At 36.8% G+C, this 18669-nt stretch carries 15 protein-coding genes and 1 tRNA gene; 6 read left to right on the forward strand and 10 right to left on the reverse strand.

What is annotated here, in order from left to right; translation table 11 throughout:
* Positions 1-57: 57 nt before the first annotated feature.
* The 3 genes from IKK64_07680 to IKK64_07690 form a co-directional block, all read right to left on the reverse strand.
* Positions 58-131, reverse strand: a tRNA-Met gene (locus tag IKK64_07680).
* A 135-nt stretch (positions 132-266) separates the two neighbouring features.
* Positions 267-896 carry a porin family protein gene (locus IKK64_07685; GenBank protein MBR4119939.1) on the reverse strand — a complete coding sequence of 210 codons (630 nt, stop codon included), beginning with the start codon at positions 894-896 and terminating at the stop codon, positions 267-269.
* A 22-nt stretch (positions 897-918) separates the two neighbouring features.
* A complete protein-coding gene (locus IKK64_07690) occupies positions 919-1554 on the reverse strand; it encodes a DUF4136 domain-containing protein (GenBank protein ID MBR4119940.1) in 636 nt (211 codons plus the stop codon).
* 199 nt (positions 1555-1753) lie between these two features.
* Here IKK64_07690 and IKK64_07695 point away from each other — a divergent pair, with 199 nt between their 5' ends.
* The 4 genes from IKK64_07695 to recG all read left to right on the forward strand — a co-directional run bounded on the left by IKK64_07695 (position 1754) and on the right by recG (position 10185).
* A complete protein-coding gene (locus tag IKK64_07695) occupies positions 1754-5389 on the forward strand; it encodes a S8 family serine peptidase (protein MBR4119941.1) in 3636 nt (1211 codons plus the stop codon).
* A 79-nt stretch (positions 5390-5468) separates the two neighbouring features.
* Positions 5469-7418: a WG repeat-containing protein gene (locus tag IKK64_07700; protein MBR4119942.1), complete on the forward strand. Its 1950-nt coding sequence runs from the start codon at positions 5469-5471 to the stop codon at positions 7416-7418.
* Between the two features lie 3 nt (positions 7419-7421).
* Positions 7422-8105: a 2-C-methyl-D-erythritol 4-phosphate cytidylyltransferase gene (locus IKK64_07705; protein MBR4119943.1), complete on the forward strand. Its 684-nt coding sequence runs from the start codon at positions 7422-7424 to the stop codon at positions 8103-8105.
* Entirely contained in the window at positions 8089-10185 is a 2097-nt protein-coding gene (gene recG / locus IKK64_07710) for an ATP-dependent DNA helicase RecG (GenBank protein ID MBR4119944.1), read from the forward strand. The genes IKK64_07705 and recG overlap by 17 nt, the downstream gene beginning before the upstream one ends.
* Before the next feature lie 159 nt (positions 10186-10344).
* On the opposite strand, the gene IKK64_07715 is transcribed toward recG, so the two are convergent.
* Together IKK64_07715 and trxA are read right to left on the reverse strand one after the other, a co-directional pair.
* On the reverse strand, positions 10345-10578 hold the full coding sequence (locus IKK64_07715; protein MBR4119945.1) for a winged helix-turn-helix domain-containing protein: 234 nt from the start codon (positions 10576-10578) through the stop codon (positions 10345-10347).
* A 72-nt stretch (positions 10579-10650) separates the two neighbouring features.
* The gene (gene trxA, locus IKK64_07720; GenBank protein ID MBR4119946.1) at positions 10651-10998 is read right to left on the reverse strand and encodes a thioredoxin; all 348 of its coding nucleotides are present in this window, start codon (positions 10996-10998) and stop codon (positions 10651-10653) included.
* Between the two features lie 140 nt (positions 10999-11138).
* On the opposite strand from trxA, the gene cls reads away from it, so the two are divergent.
* Entirely contained in the window at positions 11139-12596 is a 1458-nt protein-coding gene (gene cls, locus IKK64_07725; GenBank protein ID MBR4119947.1) for a cardiolipin synthase, read from the forward strand.
* Here cls and IKK64_07730 read toward each other — a convergent pair.
* Positions 12591-14003, reverse strand: coding sequence for an AAA family ATPase (locus tag IKK64_07730; GenBank protein ID MBR4119948.1), 1413 nt, complete (start codon positions 14001-14003; stop codon positions 12591-12593). The two genes, cls and IKK64_07730, sit on opposite strands and share 6 nt — an antisense overlap.
* Positions 14004-14159: 156 nt before the next feature.
* Between IKK64_07730 and IKK64_07735 the strand changes: the two genes are divergently transcribed.
* The gene (locus IKK64_07735; GenBank protein ID MBR4119949.1) at positions 14160-14696 is read left to right on the forward strand and encodes an RsmD family RNA methyltransferase; all 537 of its coding nucleotides are present in this window, start codon (positions 14160-14162) and stop codon (positions 14694-14696) included.
* Positions 14697-14703: 7 nt separating this feature from the next.
* Here IKK64_07735 and IKK64_07740 read toward each other — a convergent pair whose 3' ends face one another.
* From IKK64_07740 to rny, 4 genes are read right to left on the reverse strand one after another with little or no spacing between them, the layout of a single operon-like run.
* On the reverse strand, positions 14704-15378 hold the full coding sequence (locus IKK64_07740; protein MBR4119950.1) for a hypothetical protein: 675 nt from the start codon (positions 15376-15378) through the stop codon (positions 14704-14706).
* Between the two features lie 32 nt (positions 15379-15410).
* On the reverse strand, positions 15411-15896 hold the full coding sequence (locus IKK64_07745; GenBank protein ID MBR4119951.1) for a gliding motility lipoprotein GldH: 486 nt from the start codon (positions 15894-15896) through the stop codon (positions 15411-15413).
* Entirely contained in the window at positions 15880-17040 is a 1161-nt protein-coding gene (locus IKK64_07750) for a hypothetical protein (GenBank protein MBR4119952.1), read from the reverse strand. The genes IKK64_07745 and IKK64_07750 overlap by 17 nt, the downstream gene beginning before the upstream one ends.
* Positions 17041-17073: 33 nt before the next feature.
* A complete protein-coding gene (gene rny, locus IKK64_07755) occupies positions 17074-18612 on the reverse strand; it encodes a ribonuclease Y (protein MBR4119953.1) in 1539 nt (512 codons plus the stop codon).
* Positions 18613-18669: the final 57 nt, after the last annotated feature.

Genomic DNA, 18669 nt, shown 5'->3' on the forward strand with positions numbered 1-18669 from the left:
AATATAAGAAATTTAGAGAAATAAAAAAAGGTTGCCATTTGACAACCTTTCCCTCAGTAGCGGGAACGAGAATTGAACTCGTGACCTCCGGGTTATGAATCCGACGCTCTAACCAACTGAGCTATCCCGCCATCCTTTTTGCGGTTGCAAAGGTAGTCATTATTTTTCTCTTATGCAAGAGAAGATGTAAAAAACTTTTAAAAAATATGCCATTCATGACTCTACTTTAGAATCTAAATGGCACATTTAAGTTTATATCAAAGAGTTTAGAACGATAATCCTAATCTAAATCCTGCATTGTTTAACCCTTTTACACTATATGTCAAAACTTCTGATTTGTTTGTTGCATAGCTATAATAGAGAGCAACATGCAATCCCACTTTTTGACTTGAAGTAAAATAGATGGTTGTTCCAACTTCAGGACACACATAAAATCCCCAACTCTTATCTCGTGATGTAAATGAGTTATAGTACGATGACACTTTTGAAAATTCGGGTCCTAATTTTACTGCCAAATAGGGCTTCACTATTGCATCGGGGATAAAACGATAACGCAGTGACACACCAAATGGAAGTTGAAAAATTGAGTGTTGTTGATCGGTTGTAAGTGCCGATGTTTCGGACAACATCAGAGTTTGCCTCTCAATATATTGATTATTTGTACTATATGTCATAAAGGCTCCTATTCCCACATTGTCAGTCAGATAGTATCCTCCGTCTAACGACATTCCCCAACCGGCTGCTTTGTCGGCAAAGTTTGTGTTTATTGGAATATTAAACTGCCAATCTATATCAAGATAACCACTATTGGTTATTTGCGCTTTTGTTGTTTGCGGAACATATAGCAATGACACTAACAGTAATGCCGATATTATTATTTTATTTATGTTTTTCATAATTGTCTGCTTTTATATTATTCTACTTTTTAATATAGGGAGATTGGGTAAATGCTTGGTTTATTCCACGTTTTGCATTGTTTATATCAGAACGGGTTGAACCACTCATTGTTCCTCCTACGCACATACTCCATATTTGGTGAAGTTTCTCTTTCTCCTTATTTATCCAAATCATTTCGCCCAATAACGAACCTATATCGTAACGATATGTTACTGCGTATGCAGGATATGGATACATTGGACCCCATCCCGGCCAATAGTTATATCCCCACCACCAATCGTACCAATAATAGGGCGAATAGTAATCGGTAAAATAGTATGAGTTTTCAACATAACTTAATTGGATTCCTAAATCGGCACTCTCTCTGTCGGCTTTGCTCAACTGTACATATCCCCTGTCCTTCATATTATTGGCAAATGTATTTATTAATGTTTGAGCATTCTCATCATACCAATTCTCAACCTTTCCCGACAAAACCTTTATTGTATCAGATATGTAAAAGGTTGAAAACGATGAGAAATTGACCGACTTATCGTAATCGGTGTAGGTCACAAACTCTGTTGAGAGCTCATCAAAGTCGGGATCTTTCTGACAAGAGGTGATTGTTAGAGAGAAAAACACGACCATCATCATTAGTAGGGTTGTTAATCTTTTCATATTGTTCTGGTTTTAATATCACAAACTAAAAACACATATCTTCATAGATTTGTTTAAGGCACAAAAATAATTAAAAATAATCTTCTCTTTTTGTTAACTAAAGAAAATATTTATTTTAAAATTGTTAATTTCCATTTTCTCCTGTAAAATTGCCTTTTTGCTTTTTTTTGAGTAACTTCGCCACTAAAATATAAGCACTATGAAAAAACACTCCTTTTTTATAGCATTTTTGCTATTTTTATCTTCTGTTATTGTAGCCCAACCCAAAGTTGAGCAAGAACTTCAACAATTAATAATGCAACGTTGCGATGATATGATAAGCATTAATATTGTTTTCAAATCGCAAATAGACAGAAAGGGACTAAAATCAAAAACCCTGCTCATTAAAAATACTGAAATAAAAAAGGATGTTGTTATTAATGAACTTAAAAATCATTCACAAAAGTCTCAAACAAATATTCTTGAACTTTTAAAAAGCGAAGAGAAGATAAACCGCGTGGCTAATATCAGTTGCCACTGGCTTTCTAACTCAATATGCTGCGATGCAAAGAGGGAGGTTATTGAGGCTCTTTCTTTTATTGATGAGATTGACATTATAGGATTAAACAAAGAAGTTACGCTTATTTGCGACAATTTGGAAGATGAGAGTTTGGCAGAGACTCTTGCTAATAATACAAATGCTACACCTCACGTTCTTCAGATTAATGCCGATGATGTATGGGCATTAGGTTATACCGGAAAGAATGTTGTTGTTGCCGTTCTGGACTCAGGAACAAACTTTGACCATTACGACCTAAGCGACCACCTATGGAGCGGATATGCTGATTGCGATGGTGATGGTATTGCTGACGATATTATTCACGGATGGAACTTTGCTTCTAAAGATATTGGAGGTAATAGCAACATTAAAGATGACTTTGGACATGGCACACACTGTGCAGGTATTGTTTGTGGAGATGGAACATCGGGAAACACAACAGGTATTGCACCTGACGCATCACTGATGACCTTAAAAATTGTAAACAGAAGTGGAGGCGGAACTCCCGAACAGATGATTAAGGGTGTTGAGTTTGCCGTTGAGAATGGCGCTGACATATTGAGTATGTCGTTAGGTTTTAAGAATAGTCAGATTGGCGATGCTGCTAAAACATCACTTCGAAAAACATTTGAGAATGTACTTGAGGCCGGTGTTATTGTTTGTGCTGCAGCAGGTAATGACGGCAATAGTATAGGTGTCCCCAATAATATTGACATTCCGGCAAGTTGTCCTCCTCCATATATTCACGAAGACCAAATGGAGAATAGTGGCGGAATCTCGAGTATTGTTTGCGTTGGTGCTGTTTACAGCAATGACGAGTATGCATCTTTCTCTTCTCAAGGTCCATCAACATGGCAAGGCAGTGAATGGGACGACTATGCTTACAATGAAAACAATATTGGTCTTATACGCCCCGACATAGTTGCTCCCGGAAATATGATTTACTCGCTTAAACACGATACAAACAACAAATATAAATTTAACTCAGGCACATCGCAGGCTACTCCATGCGTTGCAGGTGTTATGGCTCTTATGTTAGAGAAAAATCCCAACTTAACGCCTGCCGAGATTTGCGAAATAATTGAGAATACAGCTGTTAAATTAGGAGACAAGAAAAATAACCTTACTGGTTCCGGACGTATTGATGCTTTAAATGCTATTAATGGCATTGAGAGTTCTATTGAAAAACCTTTCGTTAAATTAACCGGGTTTTCTCCCACCAAGGCAAATCAAGGCGCATTAGACATTTGTTTGACTCTTAGAAACTTTGGCAAGGGTAATAGTGGCGAGAGTACAACTACAATTCTCACAACCAACGACAACTACGTTTCTATTAATGATGACACTAAAAGTTTGGGCATAATAAACAGCAATGAGGAGAAAGAGATTACTTTCTCATTAAATATTGATTCTGCCACTCCTAATGGTCATAATCTGCTCTTAAAACTAACTACCACCGATGGAGAACTTGTTTGGAATGACGAACTTGTTATAAAGATTGATGCTGAGCCTAAGATTGTTTTCAACTCAAAATCCATTGAGACTATTGAGGCTGGAGAAGATGTTTGGTTTGACGTAGAGTTGATTAATAACGGAACTGTTGCTACTACCGATAAGTCTTCGGTTACACTAAGTTCTACTTCGCCATACGTTAGTTTCATTAAAAAAAGTGATGAGATTAACACTTTAAGCGTAGGAGGCAAAGAGAGTGTAAGTTTTGGCGTTAATATAGATAAATCTATTACTGACAACTCAACAGTAAATTTTGATATTTATACTACCCCTAATAACTTCAGTCAAGTTAAAGATATTATCTATGAATTTGAAACAGAAAAGAATGACTATGGCTATTATGACGAAGGTTTCTGTGGCTGGACTACTTTTGATGCAAGTAATGACGACAGAGACCATCCATGGTGGCACTCATCAAATTATGTTAGCCATTATGTTGAAAACATAGGTGAAGTTTATTCGGGCAAAGGTTGTTTGATAAGCGAAGCATATTGTATGATAGCAATGATTGAATATAGCGTTCCTATTGACAACTATTTAGTATCGCCAAAAATAAGAGCCACCAAAGATAGTAAATTTAAATTCAAAGTAAGAACTGACAATATTTTCTATAATGGTCAGCATTTTGGGGTTGCTATTTCAGAGACAGGAAACAACTCTGCCGACTCCTTTACCACTATTAAGGAGTGGATCATTAACGACGTAAGTGGCACAGAGTGGCAAGAATACTCTATTGATTTAAGCGAGTATGAAGGCAAGGATATTTATGTTGCTATCAGAAACTTCTTTACCGAAGAAGAGTGGACTCTCCTTAATAACGGATATGATCTCCATCTTTTACTTGTTGATGATGCAATGTTTGAAAGTGTTATTGATGTTTCAGATAACGTTAAATACAACAATTACAGCTACTTCTCAGTTAAGGTAAAATCTGATCCTATCCCTGCTCCCTCAAATATTGTGGCTACGGCTATTGATGAGAAGAGCATCAAACTCTCTTGGGATGCAGTTGCAAATGTTCAAAGCTACAACATATATAACAGCGATTGCGAACTTATAACTACTGTTAATGGAATAACTCAATTTACAGATACAAATCTTAGACCTAATACAGAATATTGGTATAAGATTAGTTCGGTTTATAATGGTAGCGAATCGGAGTTATCAGAGTGGGTTTCTGCCACAACAAACAAAGCCGACTACAATATTGCCATAAAATCGGTTGTATATAACGAAGCAATGGAAGTTGGAGATAACGAGATAGAGATTACATTTGTTAATGATGGTAAATATAACCAACAAGCAAGAAGCACTATTACTCTTTCAACAGAAGATGAATATTTGACAATCGTAACAAACAATATTAATCTTAATGCTTTGGATGTTAATGAAGAGGCAACTAAGATATTTACTATATCATTAAACGAAATTCCACCTTTTGGTTATAAGGTTAATATAAATGCCAATATTACACAAAAGTTTGACCCGTTCCTATCTTGGGATTGTCCTTTCTCTATAACACCTAACACAACTATTGGAATTGAGGAGAGCAAAAATAATGAAGAGACTCTATTTGCCATTGTTAATGGCGAGGTATTGACAATTAATGGCATAGAGGGTAATGCACATATATGGATTTATGATGTTTCGGGTATGTGTATTCACAACTCTACCAGCAATAACAGTTCTTTGTCTGTAAACATTGGCAAATACAATAAAGGTATATACATTGTAAGAGTTAAAGATAATAGTGGTGTAAAAGTGCAAAAAGTTTACTTTAAATAGGTATAATTTATATAAAATAGTTGTATAAAACACTTTTTTGCATATATTTGCATTTATAATTAAAAAAAGAACATTTATTATGAACCAAAAAAGATTTTCCCTATTAGTATTGTTTTCGCTTGTAATTGCATTTGTATCGGAGGCATCAACAGTAGAAAAATCCGTAAACGCAAGATATGGATTTTCTCAATTTGATGACTACAAAGATGGCTATTTCAAAGTTTGGAATAATTTGAAATGGGGCGTTTGCGATGCTGACGGCAACGAAATTACAGCTCCTGCATACGATGCTATATGGGACTTTAACAATGGTTTTGCTGTTGTTAATATGGGAGCAAAGTGGGTTAAGACCGGCACTCCAAAAGGTGTGAGCGACACAGAAAAAGAGAGAAATTTTGAGAAGATTTGGGTATATGATAATAGTACAACATCCGCATTTGTATATGAGCCAACTATGCAACAAATCTATAAACTTAGAGGAGGCAAATATGGTCTTATAGATGAGAAAGGCGAAGAGGTTGTTCCACCTATCTACGATGAAATCATCTTTACTTCGGAGTTTGGGATTCTTAAAGTTAAGATGAATAATAAATTTGGTTATATTAATTACAAAGGAGAAAATGTAACCGATATTAAATACGATGATGCATCGGATTTTTGCGATGGAATGGCAATTGTCAATATTGGAGGAACACCAAATAAAAGAGGTGTTATCTCTGGCGGAAAAAAGGGTTATATCAACACCTTAGGCAATGAAGTTGTCAAGGTAAAATATGACAATGCTACTCCTTTTAGCGATGGTGTTGCCACAATATCAGAGGGAACTTCGTGGTACGTTATTAATAAAAGCGGTAAGAAAGTATCGAATAGTGCTTTTGAGCAATTAGGAGCTTTTGCTCAAGGTAGAGCCCCATACAAAGAGTTTAGCAAATACGGATATATCGATAACACCGGCAAGAAGATTACAGAGGCTCATTACGATTATGCTATGCCTTTTAGTGATGGTATTGCAAGAGTTAAACATGGATGGTCGTGGGGTTACATTAACATTGATTGCAACACTGTAACCTATTTTGAATTCCAAGAGGCCGGAGACTTTAAGGATGATATTGCAAAAGTTAAAAAGAATGGCAAATGGGGATATATCGACAAAACCGGTAAAGAGGTTATTCCTGCAAAATATACTGTAATATCTGAGTTTGACGAAAATAACATTGCCAAAATCAAAGATGGTTTGAAATGGGGATTGATTAATAAAAATGGTTCTGTAATTGTTGCCCCAAAATACCAACAAATTGAGTCGTTTATTGGCGACTATGCAAGAGTTAGCATAAATGACAAGTTTGGTTTTATCGACAAAACCGGTAAAGAGATTATTGCTTGTAACTTTGATGATACCCAAGAGATTGAAAATGGTTTGGTTAAAGTCAACTCTATGGGTATGTGGGGATATGTAAACACTAATGGAGAGGAGATTGTTCCTTGTATGTATGTTAACTTGGGTAAACCCGATAGTGAGTTAAGAACTCCTGTTAAACTTAATGTTAAATGGGGTTACATTGACGCATACGGAATGGATATTGCTCCTGCCAAATACGATACTATCGGTAATTTTGTTGATAGTTTGGCCATTGCTAAATTTACAGGCAAGTGGGGCTACATTAACAAAAGCGGAGAAACAAAGATTGCTTTCAAATATAATGAAGTATCGGAGTTCTGCAATGGTATGGCAAAAGTCAAATATGGCGGTAAATATGGATACATTGATTGCGAAGGCAACGAGGTTATTCCTTTTGAATACCAGAATATTTACGCTTTTAACGATAAACTGATTGAGGTTAATATTGTTAACTCATACAACGGCGATGATGCTGTAACAGTTGATGTTTTTGAAATTTTGTGTTTTGACGAAGAGATATTCATCTTTAAGAAAGATGGAAAATGGGGAGCTATGGATAAAAACCAAAATATTGTTGTTGAAAACAAATACAATAGTATTAAAGACGTTAAAAAGAATCTGTATAAATAGAGAATGAAGAGGTGTGTTGTTATTGTCGCAGGAGGCAAAGGCACTCGTTTTGGAAGTGATATTCCAAAACAGTTTTTGCTTTTGAATAACAAACCCGTCTTAATGCGTACTATTGAAGCCTTCTACCGTAGCGATAACTCCTTTGAAATTGTGGTTGTTATTCCCGAAGGACACTTCTCTCTTTGGCAAGAATTATGCAAAAAATATAACTTCACAACTCCCCACAAGCTTGTCAAGGGTGGTACTTCGCGTTGGGAATCGGTAAAAAATGGTTTGACCGAGATTGACAACAACTCTATTGTTGGCATCCATGACGGTGTACGTCCGTTAATTTCCAAGCAACTTATTGATAGATTATACTCAAATGCAGAGACTTTCTCCGCTGTTATCCCCGCCATTAAAGTAACAGACTCTTTAAGAGTTGTGAACGAAGCGGATGGTAAAAGTCACTCTGTTAACAGAGAAGCTTATAGAGCAATACAAACTCCTCAAGTTTTTAAAAGTAATATTATTAAGAAGGCATACGAGTTACCCTTTGAGGAGTGCTTCACAGATGATGCTTCGGTTGTTGAGAGATATGGCACGCAAATTAGCATTATAGAGGGAGAAGATAGTAACATTAAAATCACTTCGGCAAAGGATTTATCTATTGCCGAGTTATTAGCAAACCATGTCGGAATTTTCTAAAATCGATATTAAATTTCTTGCCGGCGTTGGACCTAAACGTGCCGAAATTCTAAAAAAAGAGATTGGTGTTGCAACTTACGAAGATTTGTTGTACTACTTTCCTTATAAATATATTGACCGCAGTAAAGTTTTTAAAATCAACGAGATTGACGGTAATTTTCCATACATTCAGATTGAAGGTGAGATTATCTCATACGAAGAGGTTGGAACAGGCAGAGCAAAACGATTGAGTGCCACATTCTCGGATGGCACTGGAACAATTGAGTTAGTTTGGTTTAAAGGTACAAAATATATTAAAGAGAGCTACCGACTTGGAACTAAATATACGGTATTTGGGAAACCTGCCCAATATGGTTCTAAAATATCTATTGCCCACCCCGAGATAGACAAAGTTGATCCTGTCACAGAACGCAAACACTCTCTTCAAGGGTATTATAGTACCACCGAAGAGATGAAGAAGAAATTCATTAACTCCAAAGTTATTTCAAAACTTGTTGAGAGCATCTTTAAAAGTTTGAAAGTTCCTATCTTTGAAACCATATCGATAGATGTGGCAAAAGAGTGCAACCTTGTCAATATTAATGACGCTTTAAGAAACATACACTTCCCAAAGTCAAACGAAGATTTACAGAAAGCAAGTTTCAGACTTAAATTTGAGGAACTTTTTTATATTCAACTTAACATACTGCGATATATGAAGTTGAGAGAGAGAAGTTTGAATGGGTTTAAGTTTAAGAGAATTGGAGATAATGTAAATAACTTTTACAAGTATTGCCTACCCTTTGAACTCACCAATGCTCAAAAGAGAGTTATTAAGGAGATTAGATATGATATGGGTAGTGGCAAGCAGATGAACAGATTATTACAAGGAGATGTTGGTAGTGGCAAAACTCTCGTGGCTATTATGAGTATGCTGATTGCTGCTGATAATGATTTTCAGGCCTGTATTATGGCTCCCACTGAAATTCTGGCTACTCAACATTATGAGAATATCAAACGACTTCTCTCTGGCTTAAACATTAATATTGCTCTACTTACCGGTTCAACAAAGAAAAGCGAAAGAGATGCTATTGACAAGGGATTAAAAGATGGTACTATTAATTTTATTGTTGGTACGCACGCTCTTATTGAAGATAATGTAATTTTCAAGAATCTTGGTTTGGTTATTGTTGATGAGCAACACCGCTTTGGTGTTGTTCAGAGATCGAAGCTTTGGAAAAAAAATAACCAACCTCCTCATATTTTAGTTATGACCGCAACTCCTATTCCTCGCACATTGGCAATGACTCTGTATGGAGATTTGGATGTATCGGTTATTGACGAACTCCCTCCGGGTAGAAAACCTATCTCCACTATTCTTAGATTTGATTCTGGTGCCGACAAAATGTATAGCGGTATTAGAAAACAGATTGAAGCCGGAAGGCAGGTATATATTGTTTACCCCTTAATTAAGGAGAGCGAGAAGAGCGACTTGAAGAATCTTGAAGAGGGTTATAACTACGTTAAGAACCTGTTTAAGGAGTACGAGGTATGTATGGTGCATGGCAAGATGAATAGTTCAGAGAAGGAGGAGGAGATGCAGAAATTTGCATCCGGCAAGGCTAAGATTATGGTTGCCACCACAGTTATTGAGGTTGGAGTAGATGTACCCAATGCATCTGTTATGGTTATTGAAAATGCCGAGAGGTTTGGACTTGCTCAACTTCATCAACTTAGAGGTAGAGTTGGCAGAGGAGCAGAACAGTCGTATTGTATTCTTAAAACCACACACAAACTTAGCGAAAACTCTCGCAAACGTTTAGATATTATGTGCAAGACAAACGATGGTTTTGAGATTGCTGAAGCCGACCTTAAATTGAGAGGTCCGGGCGATATGGAGGGAACTCAACAGAGCGGAATGGCTTTTAACTTAAAGATTGCAAACATTACTCGCGATGCTCAAATTTTGCAGTTGGCAAGAGATTGTGCAAGCAGAGTGTTAGAAAATGACCCCGACTTATCTCAACCCGAACATCTTATTTTAAAGCTTAGGCTTGATAAACTATTTAAACGCATCGTAAACTTTGGTTTAGTAGGATAAGGGGTATTGGTTATCTCTCCCAGCAGGGAGGAATTATTAGTTAGATGCTGTTCTTACTTTATAAAAAAGATTTTATATATAAATAACAGAACATAATAAAATAAGAGGTGTTATTCAATAGAAAACACCTCTTATTTGTTATCTTTCGATAAATTAAAATTATCCGAATACGAAGAATCCTTCAATAAATTTGTTGCTGAAATATAGTGTTGATTTCTCCTCGCGACAATATATTTTACCTTCACGAGCCAACCATCCTATTGCAGCATACAAATCTGCTGTTTTAAGACCTGTTTTCTCTTTTAATTGAGTTACATTCATTTCAGTATTAGCCTCTAAAACGTGCCAAAGTTTTCCTGCATTCTCACCAATTGAAAATGTTAATGCTTTCATCTTTTTACTTAGTTTTTAAATTCTACGGGTGCAAAAGTAATACTTTTTTGTGGAAAAATAAAATTTTTAACATTATTTTACAGTCATCTTACTTATTGCTCCCTTTATAAGTATTCTTAAATCTTCTTTACTTCTACCCCCTATCCATTTTTGAACTTGTTTACCATCCTTGAAAAGGATTAGTGTTGGAATAGATCTTATTCCATATAGAGCGGCGGTTTTAGGAGCCCTATCCACATCTAATTTCACAAACTTCACCTCCCCGGCAAACTCTTGTGATAGATCAGCAAAGATTGGAGCCAATGCTCTACATGGAGGACACCATGTTGCCCAAAAATCTACCAATACATATCCCTCTTTTATCTCGCTGGCAAACGTTTCATCTGTTGCTTGTGTTATCTCCTTGGCTGATAGTGACATTGAGGTCATACTCATAATTGCCAACATAAATAGTAAGAAAATCTTTTTCATAATTCTTTGTTTTTAATTTATACTCTTTGTTTCTATTTTTTATTTATATCTTTTTTCGTAAGTTTGCATCAACCTTTTTCTCTTATTATATGAATATTATATTATCAATTAGTAATGCAGGAGAGTGGATATATAATTTTATCTACCTCACCATTATTCTGCTTAATATTATATTTATAATTCTTATAATATCTGAGAACAGAAATCCTGTTAAAACTATTGCGTGGTTATCTGTATTAACTCTTTTACCTATTGTTGGGTTTATTTTCTACCTGTTTTTTGGCAGAGACCAGCGTTCTCAGCGTATGATTTCGCGTAGAAGCAAACGCAAATTAGAACGTTTGGTAAACAATAGTATTTTGGTTAACAACGCTAATATTCCTGATTTCAAAGATACTACTCAACAACTTATTATCATGGGACATAAACTTACTCGTGCTTTAGTGACCATCAATAATAAGATTGATATATTTACTTGCGGTAAAGATAAGTATTATATTCTTTTTAATGATATAAAAAATGCTAAAAGTTTTATCCATATCCAATATTATATCATAGAGAATGATAATCTTGGCAACGAGCTTAAAAGGTTGCTAATACAAAAGGCTTCGGAAGGCGTTGAGGTGAGAGTTCTATATGATGATGTAGGGTGTTGGAGTTTGCGAGAGAAAGATTTTTTTGAGAGTATGATTGTAGCGGGTATTGACGCTAAACCATTCTTTAAAGTTACATTCCCTCAACTTGCTAATAAACTCAATTACAGAAACCACCGAAAAGTTGCAATTATTGATGGTACTATTGGCTACGTGGGCGGAATGAACGTTGCAGACAGATATGTTACTGGCGACAAATGGGGAGAATGGAGAGATACTCATATCAGAATTGAAGGCGAAGCTGTTAAAGAACTTCAAGCAATTTTTATGGTGGATTGGAACTTTACCACTAAAGAGTTACTATCAGATAGCAGTTATTTCCCCAAAACTGAAAATTTCTCTAATGGTGCAACTATTCAACTTTTGACCAGTGGCCCTTTGGATGAACATAAATCTATTTTTTTAATGTTCTCCAAAATTATTACCAACGCCAACGAAAGGGTATTTATTCAAACTCCATATTTTCTACCCAATAGTGCGGCTATTAATGCTCTTAAAATTGCGGCTCTTTCGGGTGTTGATGTTAGAATTATGCTCCCCTACCATTCTGACTCCAAACTTTTACAGAAGGCAAGCTGCTCCTATATTGCAGAGATGTTGAAGTCGAATGTTAAGATATATTTTTACAAAAAGGGTTTCCTACATGCCAAGACTATTCTTGTTGATGATGAGATTACAAGTATTGGCTCAACAAACTTTGATTCAAGAAGTTTTGAACAGAACTTTGAAATTAATGCTTTCATTTACGATAAAGAGTTTAATAGCAGGTATGCCGAGATTTTTATGCAAGATTTGAAAGAGTGTAAAAGAGTCTCTATTAAGAGTTGGAACAGACGTAGTATATTCTCTAAGATTGCCGAGTCTGTTGCCCGACTATTTAGCCCTATCTTATAACTCCTCTTCTCTCTCTTTTAAAAAGTGCTTTGGGGTATTTATCAAATAGAGCCTTTCGGTTGATCGGGTAAATGCAGTATATAACCACCTGAAAAAATCGAGACTTACAGCATCCTCTGAGATATTACCCATATCTATAAATACGTTCTGCCACTGACCACCTTGTGCTTTGTGACAAGTTACGGCATAGGCATATTTTACTTGTAGAGCATTAAACCATTTGTCGAGTTTTACTCGTTTCACTCTCTCTCGTTTAGTTCTCACATCGGCATAATCTTCCATTACCTTTGTAAAGAGTTGATTGTTGAGTTCAGGAGTGAGAGATGGATACTCCAGATGCAAAGTATCAAGCATTATCTTTGCATCTATATCAACATCATAATCAAGGAGGCGTAGTGTTACATCGGCAAAACGAAATCCATACATTTCATTATATCCTCTTACTCGCAACACTTGAGCAACATCGCCATTGGCAATGAAATCTAACTCCTCTATCTTCTCACCCCAGTAATAGTTGTTTTTTGCAATCATTAGCAAATCGCCCGACTCTAACTCCTCCTCTCGATATAGTATTCTGTTTCTTACTCCATCGTTAAATATATTTGCTCGCTTGTTGGAGCGAGTCACTATTATGGTTTGGTCTTTTCCGTCACGAGAGTATGCACTCTCAAGCTCCTCTAACAACTCATAACCTGTGATGCTTCTAATATCTGAGAAAGAGGCTATCTCTATCTTTGGCGTAGAGAGAAAATCCTCTTGCATCATCTCTCGGAGTTTAGTCGCATTGTAGAGTATTCCCGAAGTTAAACTTTGACGTATTACCTCTGTGAGTGTTACTTCAGTCACCTTCAAAAGATACTCTTCCAGAACTCTCGACTCTAAGGCCGGGGTATTTGCTTGACCTACCGGAGGCAATTGTGCCGTATCTCCTATTAGCACAAGTTTACATCCCGGAGATGAATAGACATACTCTATTAAGTCACTTAACAGATCTGAGGAGGTATCGGAAGAGGAGGCTATCATAGATGCCTCATCAACAATAAAGAGTGTTTGTTTATGGCGATTATCCGTTAATGTAAAACCTGTCATATCAGGCGAAAAACTCTTTTGTCGGTATATCTTTTTATGTATTGTATATGCCGGAGTGTTTGCGTATAAACCAAAAACTTTTGCTGCGCGTCCTGTGGGTGCTAATAGCACGCTTTTCATTGAGTACTGAGAGAGGGTTTTTACCAATGCCCCCACAAGCGAACTCTTTCCCGTTCCTGCATATCCTTTTAACAGAAACACCTCGCGACCTACTGCTCTAAAAACAAATGTTACAAGTTTTGCCATTACTATTGCCTGATCTTGGGTAGGGGTATATGGCAAGTTTTGCGAGAGACTATTTATAAATTTATCCTTCATCAGTTTATATCGTATAACAATGCGAAGATAACTATTTTTATTAAGATTTTATCTTAGATAAAGGAATTGTTGTTACAAGAAAATATCTTTTACCTTAAATGTTTTTTTAATGAAAACTCTTTACTAATTTTATGCTAAATTTTAGATTGATTTTTTATGCGTATCATAAGCGGTAAATACGGAAAGAGAAGATTTGATGTTCCCTCTAATATCAAGGCTCGACCAACTACAGATTTTGCTCGTGAGAATATTTTTAATGTTCTATCCAACAGTATTGAGTTTGAGGGCTTGAAGGCTCTTGACCTCTTTGCTGGCACTGGTGCTGTTAGTTTTGAATTTGCATCGCGTGGTTGCAGCAGGGTTGTTTCGGTTGAGAACTATCCAGTTCAGTTCAAATTTATAAAGAAGGTAGCTGAGACTTTAGGCGCAAACGAGATTGAAGTGATAAGAGGAGATGTATTTAAATTTATACCATCGTGTAGCGAGAAGTTTGATATTGTTTTTGCTGATCCCCCTTACGATATGAAGAATTTTGATACGATTCCATCGTTAATTCTCGAGAGAGATATTCTTAATGATGGGGGTGTATTTATTATGGAGCATCCAAGAAATTTTGACTTTTCATCTCTCCCCTACTTCTCAGAGCATAGAGTTTATGGTAGCGTAAACTTTTCAATATTCGTAAAAGAGTAACTCTCTTTTACGGATTTGCCGTAAATATTGCAGATCTTATATCTTGGGCATTTGCATATTTTTTTAGCAAACTTACGGTAAAATCAATTGCATCTTGTAAACCCTCAATGCCTGAATAGGCATTTATTATTACAAATATTCTTTTTGTAGTAGAGGTTATTGAGGTACGCACTTCATCGCTTGTAGGTGTTCCAATTCCGCCCATTTCATCGCGATAGACTGGCAATCCCTCAATATTGAGTAGCCCACGACCTATCCCTTCAAATTGTTCATCTTTCTCTCCTACTCCAAGAGTAGGGCACCCTACAATTTTATCGTTATCAAATCCCCCTATTGAGTATCCCGTTTTAAGCGAAACAAGATTTATTAAATCAACAAGGGTCGATATTTTATATAGGTCATTACCATTAATCAACCTACGCATTAGTGCCTCAGCCGATGGACGATAACGATTGGGATCTTTTCCTGCTATTTTATAGGCATTGCGTGTTGCGTGTATTGTGGGCAGCTGTTTAATATCTGCAACGGTATAATTAGTTCTTATTTTTGCGGTCAATTCATCAATCTCTCTCCACAATTCTGAGCAGTATTGAGTATTCTCTACATCAGCCCATACAACACCCGCTGAGTACTCCACGAAGAGAGTTCTCGCCAATTCCGATATTTGAACTTCTGTTGCCATACCTTTATCAGTGTTACAGTGTATTATTTTCTCTATTTCTCCACTTTATCAACCTTCACTCCCACTCTCTCTATACCCTTTATAGGTTCTCCTCTCATTCCTTGAGCTATTGTTATATTATAGTTGCCCGATGAGGGAAATTCAAAGGCACGTTTATACTCTTCGCGTTGCTGATAAGTTGTTCCCCACCCATCACCATTCCACTCGCCATACTCATCGGCAAGAAGTAACTGAAGCGTATCTGACGATACGATATTTGCCATACTATCTGCAACAGAGAGTAAGAGATATAGATTGCTGTATGGATAGTTGTTATTATAAGTCAGTTCAATATCAATATTGCACTCTTGGCTTAACGAATCTATTTGAATATTGTATGTTAACAGAGAGTCTCTACTCCATCCATCCTTTGGCACACTATTATAGATATGTGCTACTGATGATTGCGTACAAGAATAACATAGCAACACCATTAGTGCTGCTATGCTTAATATTATAGAGTTACTCTTTTGTACCATTCTTTGGTTTATCTTTTGAATGATAATTATTAGATTTACGATATTTTCCGTTTTTATTACCTCTCTTTTTTGCTCCTTTATCAAATCGTGTAAGGCTATCTTGCCCAACTACATCTGAGAACTCTTTTCGCTCCTCTTTTTGAGGAGTTACATTATCCAATGCCTGAGGTTTTGCTCCTCGTTTATTCATTGATATAACCTCAAATGCTCGCGATGCAGATATTGTCACTAAGTTTGCAGGAACCTCCTTACTTGTTGAGTAGGTGATTTCGCGTTTGAATATATCCGATTTGAAATGATAATAATCGCCATCAATTGTCTGCAATACTATCTCTCGAGAAGGCATTCGTTTTGTTCCCTCAACGTATGCATCAATCTCATAATTTATACAGCATTTCAGTTTTGCACATTGTCCAGCCAATTTTTGAGGATTGAGCGATATATCTTGGTATCGAGCCGCACTTGTTGATACAGAGATAAAACTTGACATCCAAGCCGAGCAACATAGTTGTCGTCCACAAGGGCCTATTCCTCCTATTCGACCAGCCTCTTGTCTTGCTCCGATTTGTTTCATCTCTATCCTCACCTTAAAGGCATCAGCCAATACCTTAATAAGTTGGCGAAAATCCACTCTATCATCGGCAATGTAGTAGAATATAGCCTTAGCTCCGTCTCCTTGATACTCAACATCTCCAATCTTCATATTAAGATTTAGATCTTCGGCAATTTTCCTTGCCCTGAGCATTGTTGAGTGTTCTAACGATTTTGCCTCTTGCCACTTCTGCAAATCGGTCTCTTTTGCCTTTCGATATACTCGTTTTATCTCTTGATCAGTTTTAAACCCGACCTTCTTCATTTGGCATATTACCAATGGTCCTGTTAGAGTTACCTCTCCAATATCGTGACCCGGATTACTCTCTACCGCAACCATATCACCCTTTGAGAGATCAAGATTAAGAGAGTTTAGGTAATATCCCTTGCGGGTATTTTTAAATTGAACTTCAACTAAGTTGCACTGCTTTGTTCCCACCGCAGGCACATCGCTGAGCCAATCGAATGTCTCTAACTTATTTCGACCGTATCTTTTATTGCAGACAACAGGAGAATCGTTATCTTTTATATTGTTTTCTTGATTGTTGTCCATTTAAGTAATTACAATAGGTGATAATATTATTGATTACTTCGCATAACTTACTGCACGTGTCTCACGAATTACAGTAATCTTAACTTGTCCCGGATAGGTCATCTCATCTTGTATGCGTTTTGCTATCTCTACCGACAAGTTTTCGGTCTCAACATCGTTTATCTTATCTGCACCAACTACAACACGCAACTCACGACCTGCTTGTATTGCGTATGTTTTGGTTACTCCCGGATATGATAGAGCTAATTGTTCCAAATCGTTTAGACGTTTAATGTAAGCCTCAACAATCTCGCGTCTTGCTCCCGGTCTTGCTCCTGATATAGCATCGCATACCTGAACGATTGGGGCCAACAGAGATGTCATCTCCACCTCATCGTGGTGTGCTCCTACTGCATTGCAGATATCAGGTGTCTCTTTGTATTTCTCAAGGAGTTTCATTCCTAATAGTGCGTGTGGTAGTTCTGGCTCATCATCGGGCACTTTACCTATATCGTGTAACAATCCTGCACGTTTTGCCTTTTTGGGATTTAATCCTAACTCACTTGCCATAACAGCACATAGGTTTGCTGTCTCGCGTGAGTGTTGTAGTAGGTTTTGTCCGTATGATGAACGATATTTCATCTTTCCTACCATCCTTATCAACTCAGGGTGTAATCCATGTATTCCCAAATCTATTGCAGTTCGTTTTCCTGTCTCAATGATTTCATCCTCAATTTGTTTACGTACTTTTGCAACCACCTCTTCGATACGTGCCGGGTGAATACGTCCGTCAGTTACAAGTTGGTGTAGAGCCAAACGTGCTATCTCACGGCGAACAGGATCAAATCCTGACAATACTATTGCCTCTGGGGTATCATCAACAATTATCTCTATTCCTGTTGCTGCCTCTAAGGCACGTATGTTGCGGCCTTCACGTCCGATGATTCTTCCTTTCATCTCATCAGATTCAATATGGAATACTGTTACTGCATTCTCTATTGTAGTTTCAGTTGCAACGCGTTGTATTGTTTGAATTACTATTCGTTTTGCCTCTTTGTTTGCGGTTAGTTTTGCCTCATCCATAATGTCGTTTATGTATGATGCTGCTTGCGTTTTTGCTTCATCTTTTAGAGTTTCAACTAAACGCTCTTTTGCCTCTTCTGCCGATAAACCTGATAGTTTCTCAAGTTTCTCAACTTGTGCTTTGTAGATTTTTTCAACCTCAATTTTTTTCTTTTCTACCTTCTCTAATTGAGAATCCAAGTTTGCTTTTTGATTCTCTAACTCATTCTTTTTACGTTGTAATTCTTGTTGTTGTTGATTGATTTGTGATTCGCGTTGTTGAGCTTTAGACTCAGCCGATTGAAGTTTTGAGTAACGAGCATTTATCTGTTGCTCCATCTCTGACTTCATTTGAATACACTTCTCTTTTACCTCTAACATTTGCCCACGTTTATGAGCATCAGCCTCACTACGTGCCTCCTCTAAGATTCTCTTTGTTCTTGAGCGAAGAAGCACTTTTGTTATAAACAGCATCAACACTGCTCCCGCAACCACTCCTACTGCTGTCATTATAATAATACTGCTATCCATATTATATTTTTTAATAGTTAATAAAAAAAACGCACCACCCAATGGCAATCTCTTGCC

The organism is Bacteroidales bacterium (assembly GCA_017521245.1).
GTDB lineage: Bacteria > Bacteroidota > Bacteroidia > Bacteroidales > G3-4614 > Caccoplasma_A.

Coding starts and splice junctions, on each gene's coding strand:
- IKK64_07685 (MBR4119939.1), bottom strand. CDS start 896: ATGAAAAACATAAATAAAATAATAATATCGGCATTACTGTTAGTGTCA.
- IKK64_07690 (MBR4119940.1), bottom strand. CDS start 1,554: ATGAAAAGATTAACAACCCTACTAATGATGATGGTCGTGTTTTTCTCT.
- IKK64_07695 (MBR4119941.1), top strand. CDS start 1,754: ATGAAAAAACACTCCTTTTTTATAGCATTTTTGCTATTTTTATCTTCT.
- IKK64_07700 (MBR4119942.1), top strand. CDS start 5,469: ATGAACCAAAAAAGATTTTCCCTATTAGTATTGTTTTCGCTTGTAATT.
- IKK64_07705 (MBR4119943.1), top strand. CDS start 7,422: ATGAAGAGGTGTGTTGTTATTGTCGCAGGAGGCAAAGGCACTCGTTTT.
- recG (MBR4119944.1), top strand. CDS start 8,089: ATGTCGGAATTTTCTAAAATCGATATTAAATTTCTTGCCGGCGTTGGA.
- IKK64_07715 (MBR4119945.1), bottom strand. CDS start 10,578: ATGAAAGCATTAACATTTTCAATTGGTGAGAATGCAGGAAAACTTTGG.
- trxA (MBR4119946.1), bottom strand. CDS start 10,998: ATGTCACTATCAGCCAAGGAGATAACACAAGCAACAGATGAAACGTTT.
- cls (MBR4119947.1), top strand. CDS start 11,139: ATGAATATTATATTATCAATTAGTAATGCAGGAGAGTGGATATATAAT.
- IKK64_07730 (MBR4119948.1), bottom strand. CDS start 14,003: ATGAAGGATAAATTTATAAATAGTCTCTCGCAAAACTTGCCATATACC.
- IKK64_07735 (MBR4119949.1), top strand. CDS start 14,160: ATGCGTATCATAAGCGGTAAATACGGAAAGAGAAGATTTGATGTTCCC.
- IKK64_07740 (MBR4119950.1), bottom strand. CDS start 15,378: ATGGCAACAGAAGTTCAAATATCGGAATTGGCGAGAACTCTCTTCGTG.
- IKK64_07745 (MBR4119951.1), bottom strand. CDS start 15,896: ATGGTACAAAAGAGTAACTCTATAATATTAAGCATAGCAGCACTAATG.
- IKK64_07750 (MBR4119952.1), bottom strand. CDS start 17,040: ATGGACAACAATCAAGAAAACAATATAAAAGATAACGATTCTCCTGTT.
- rny (MBR4119953.1), bottom strand. CDS start 18,612: ATGGATAGCAGTATTATTATAATGACAGCAGTAGGAGTGGTTGCGGGA.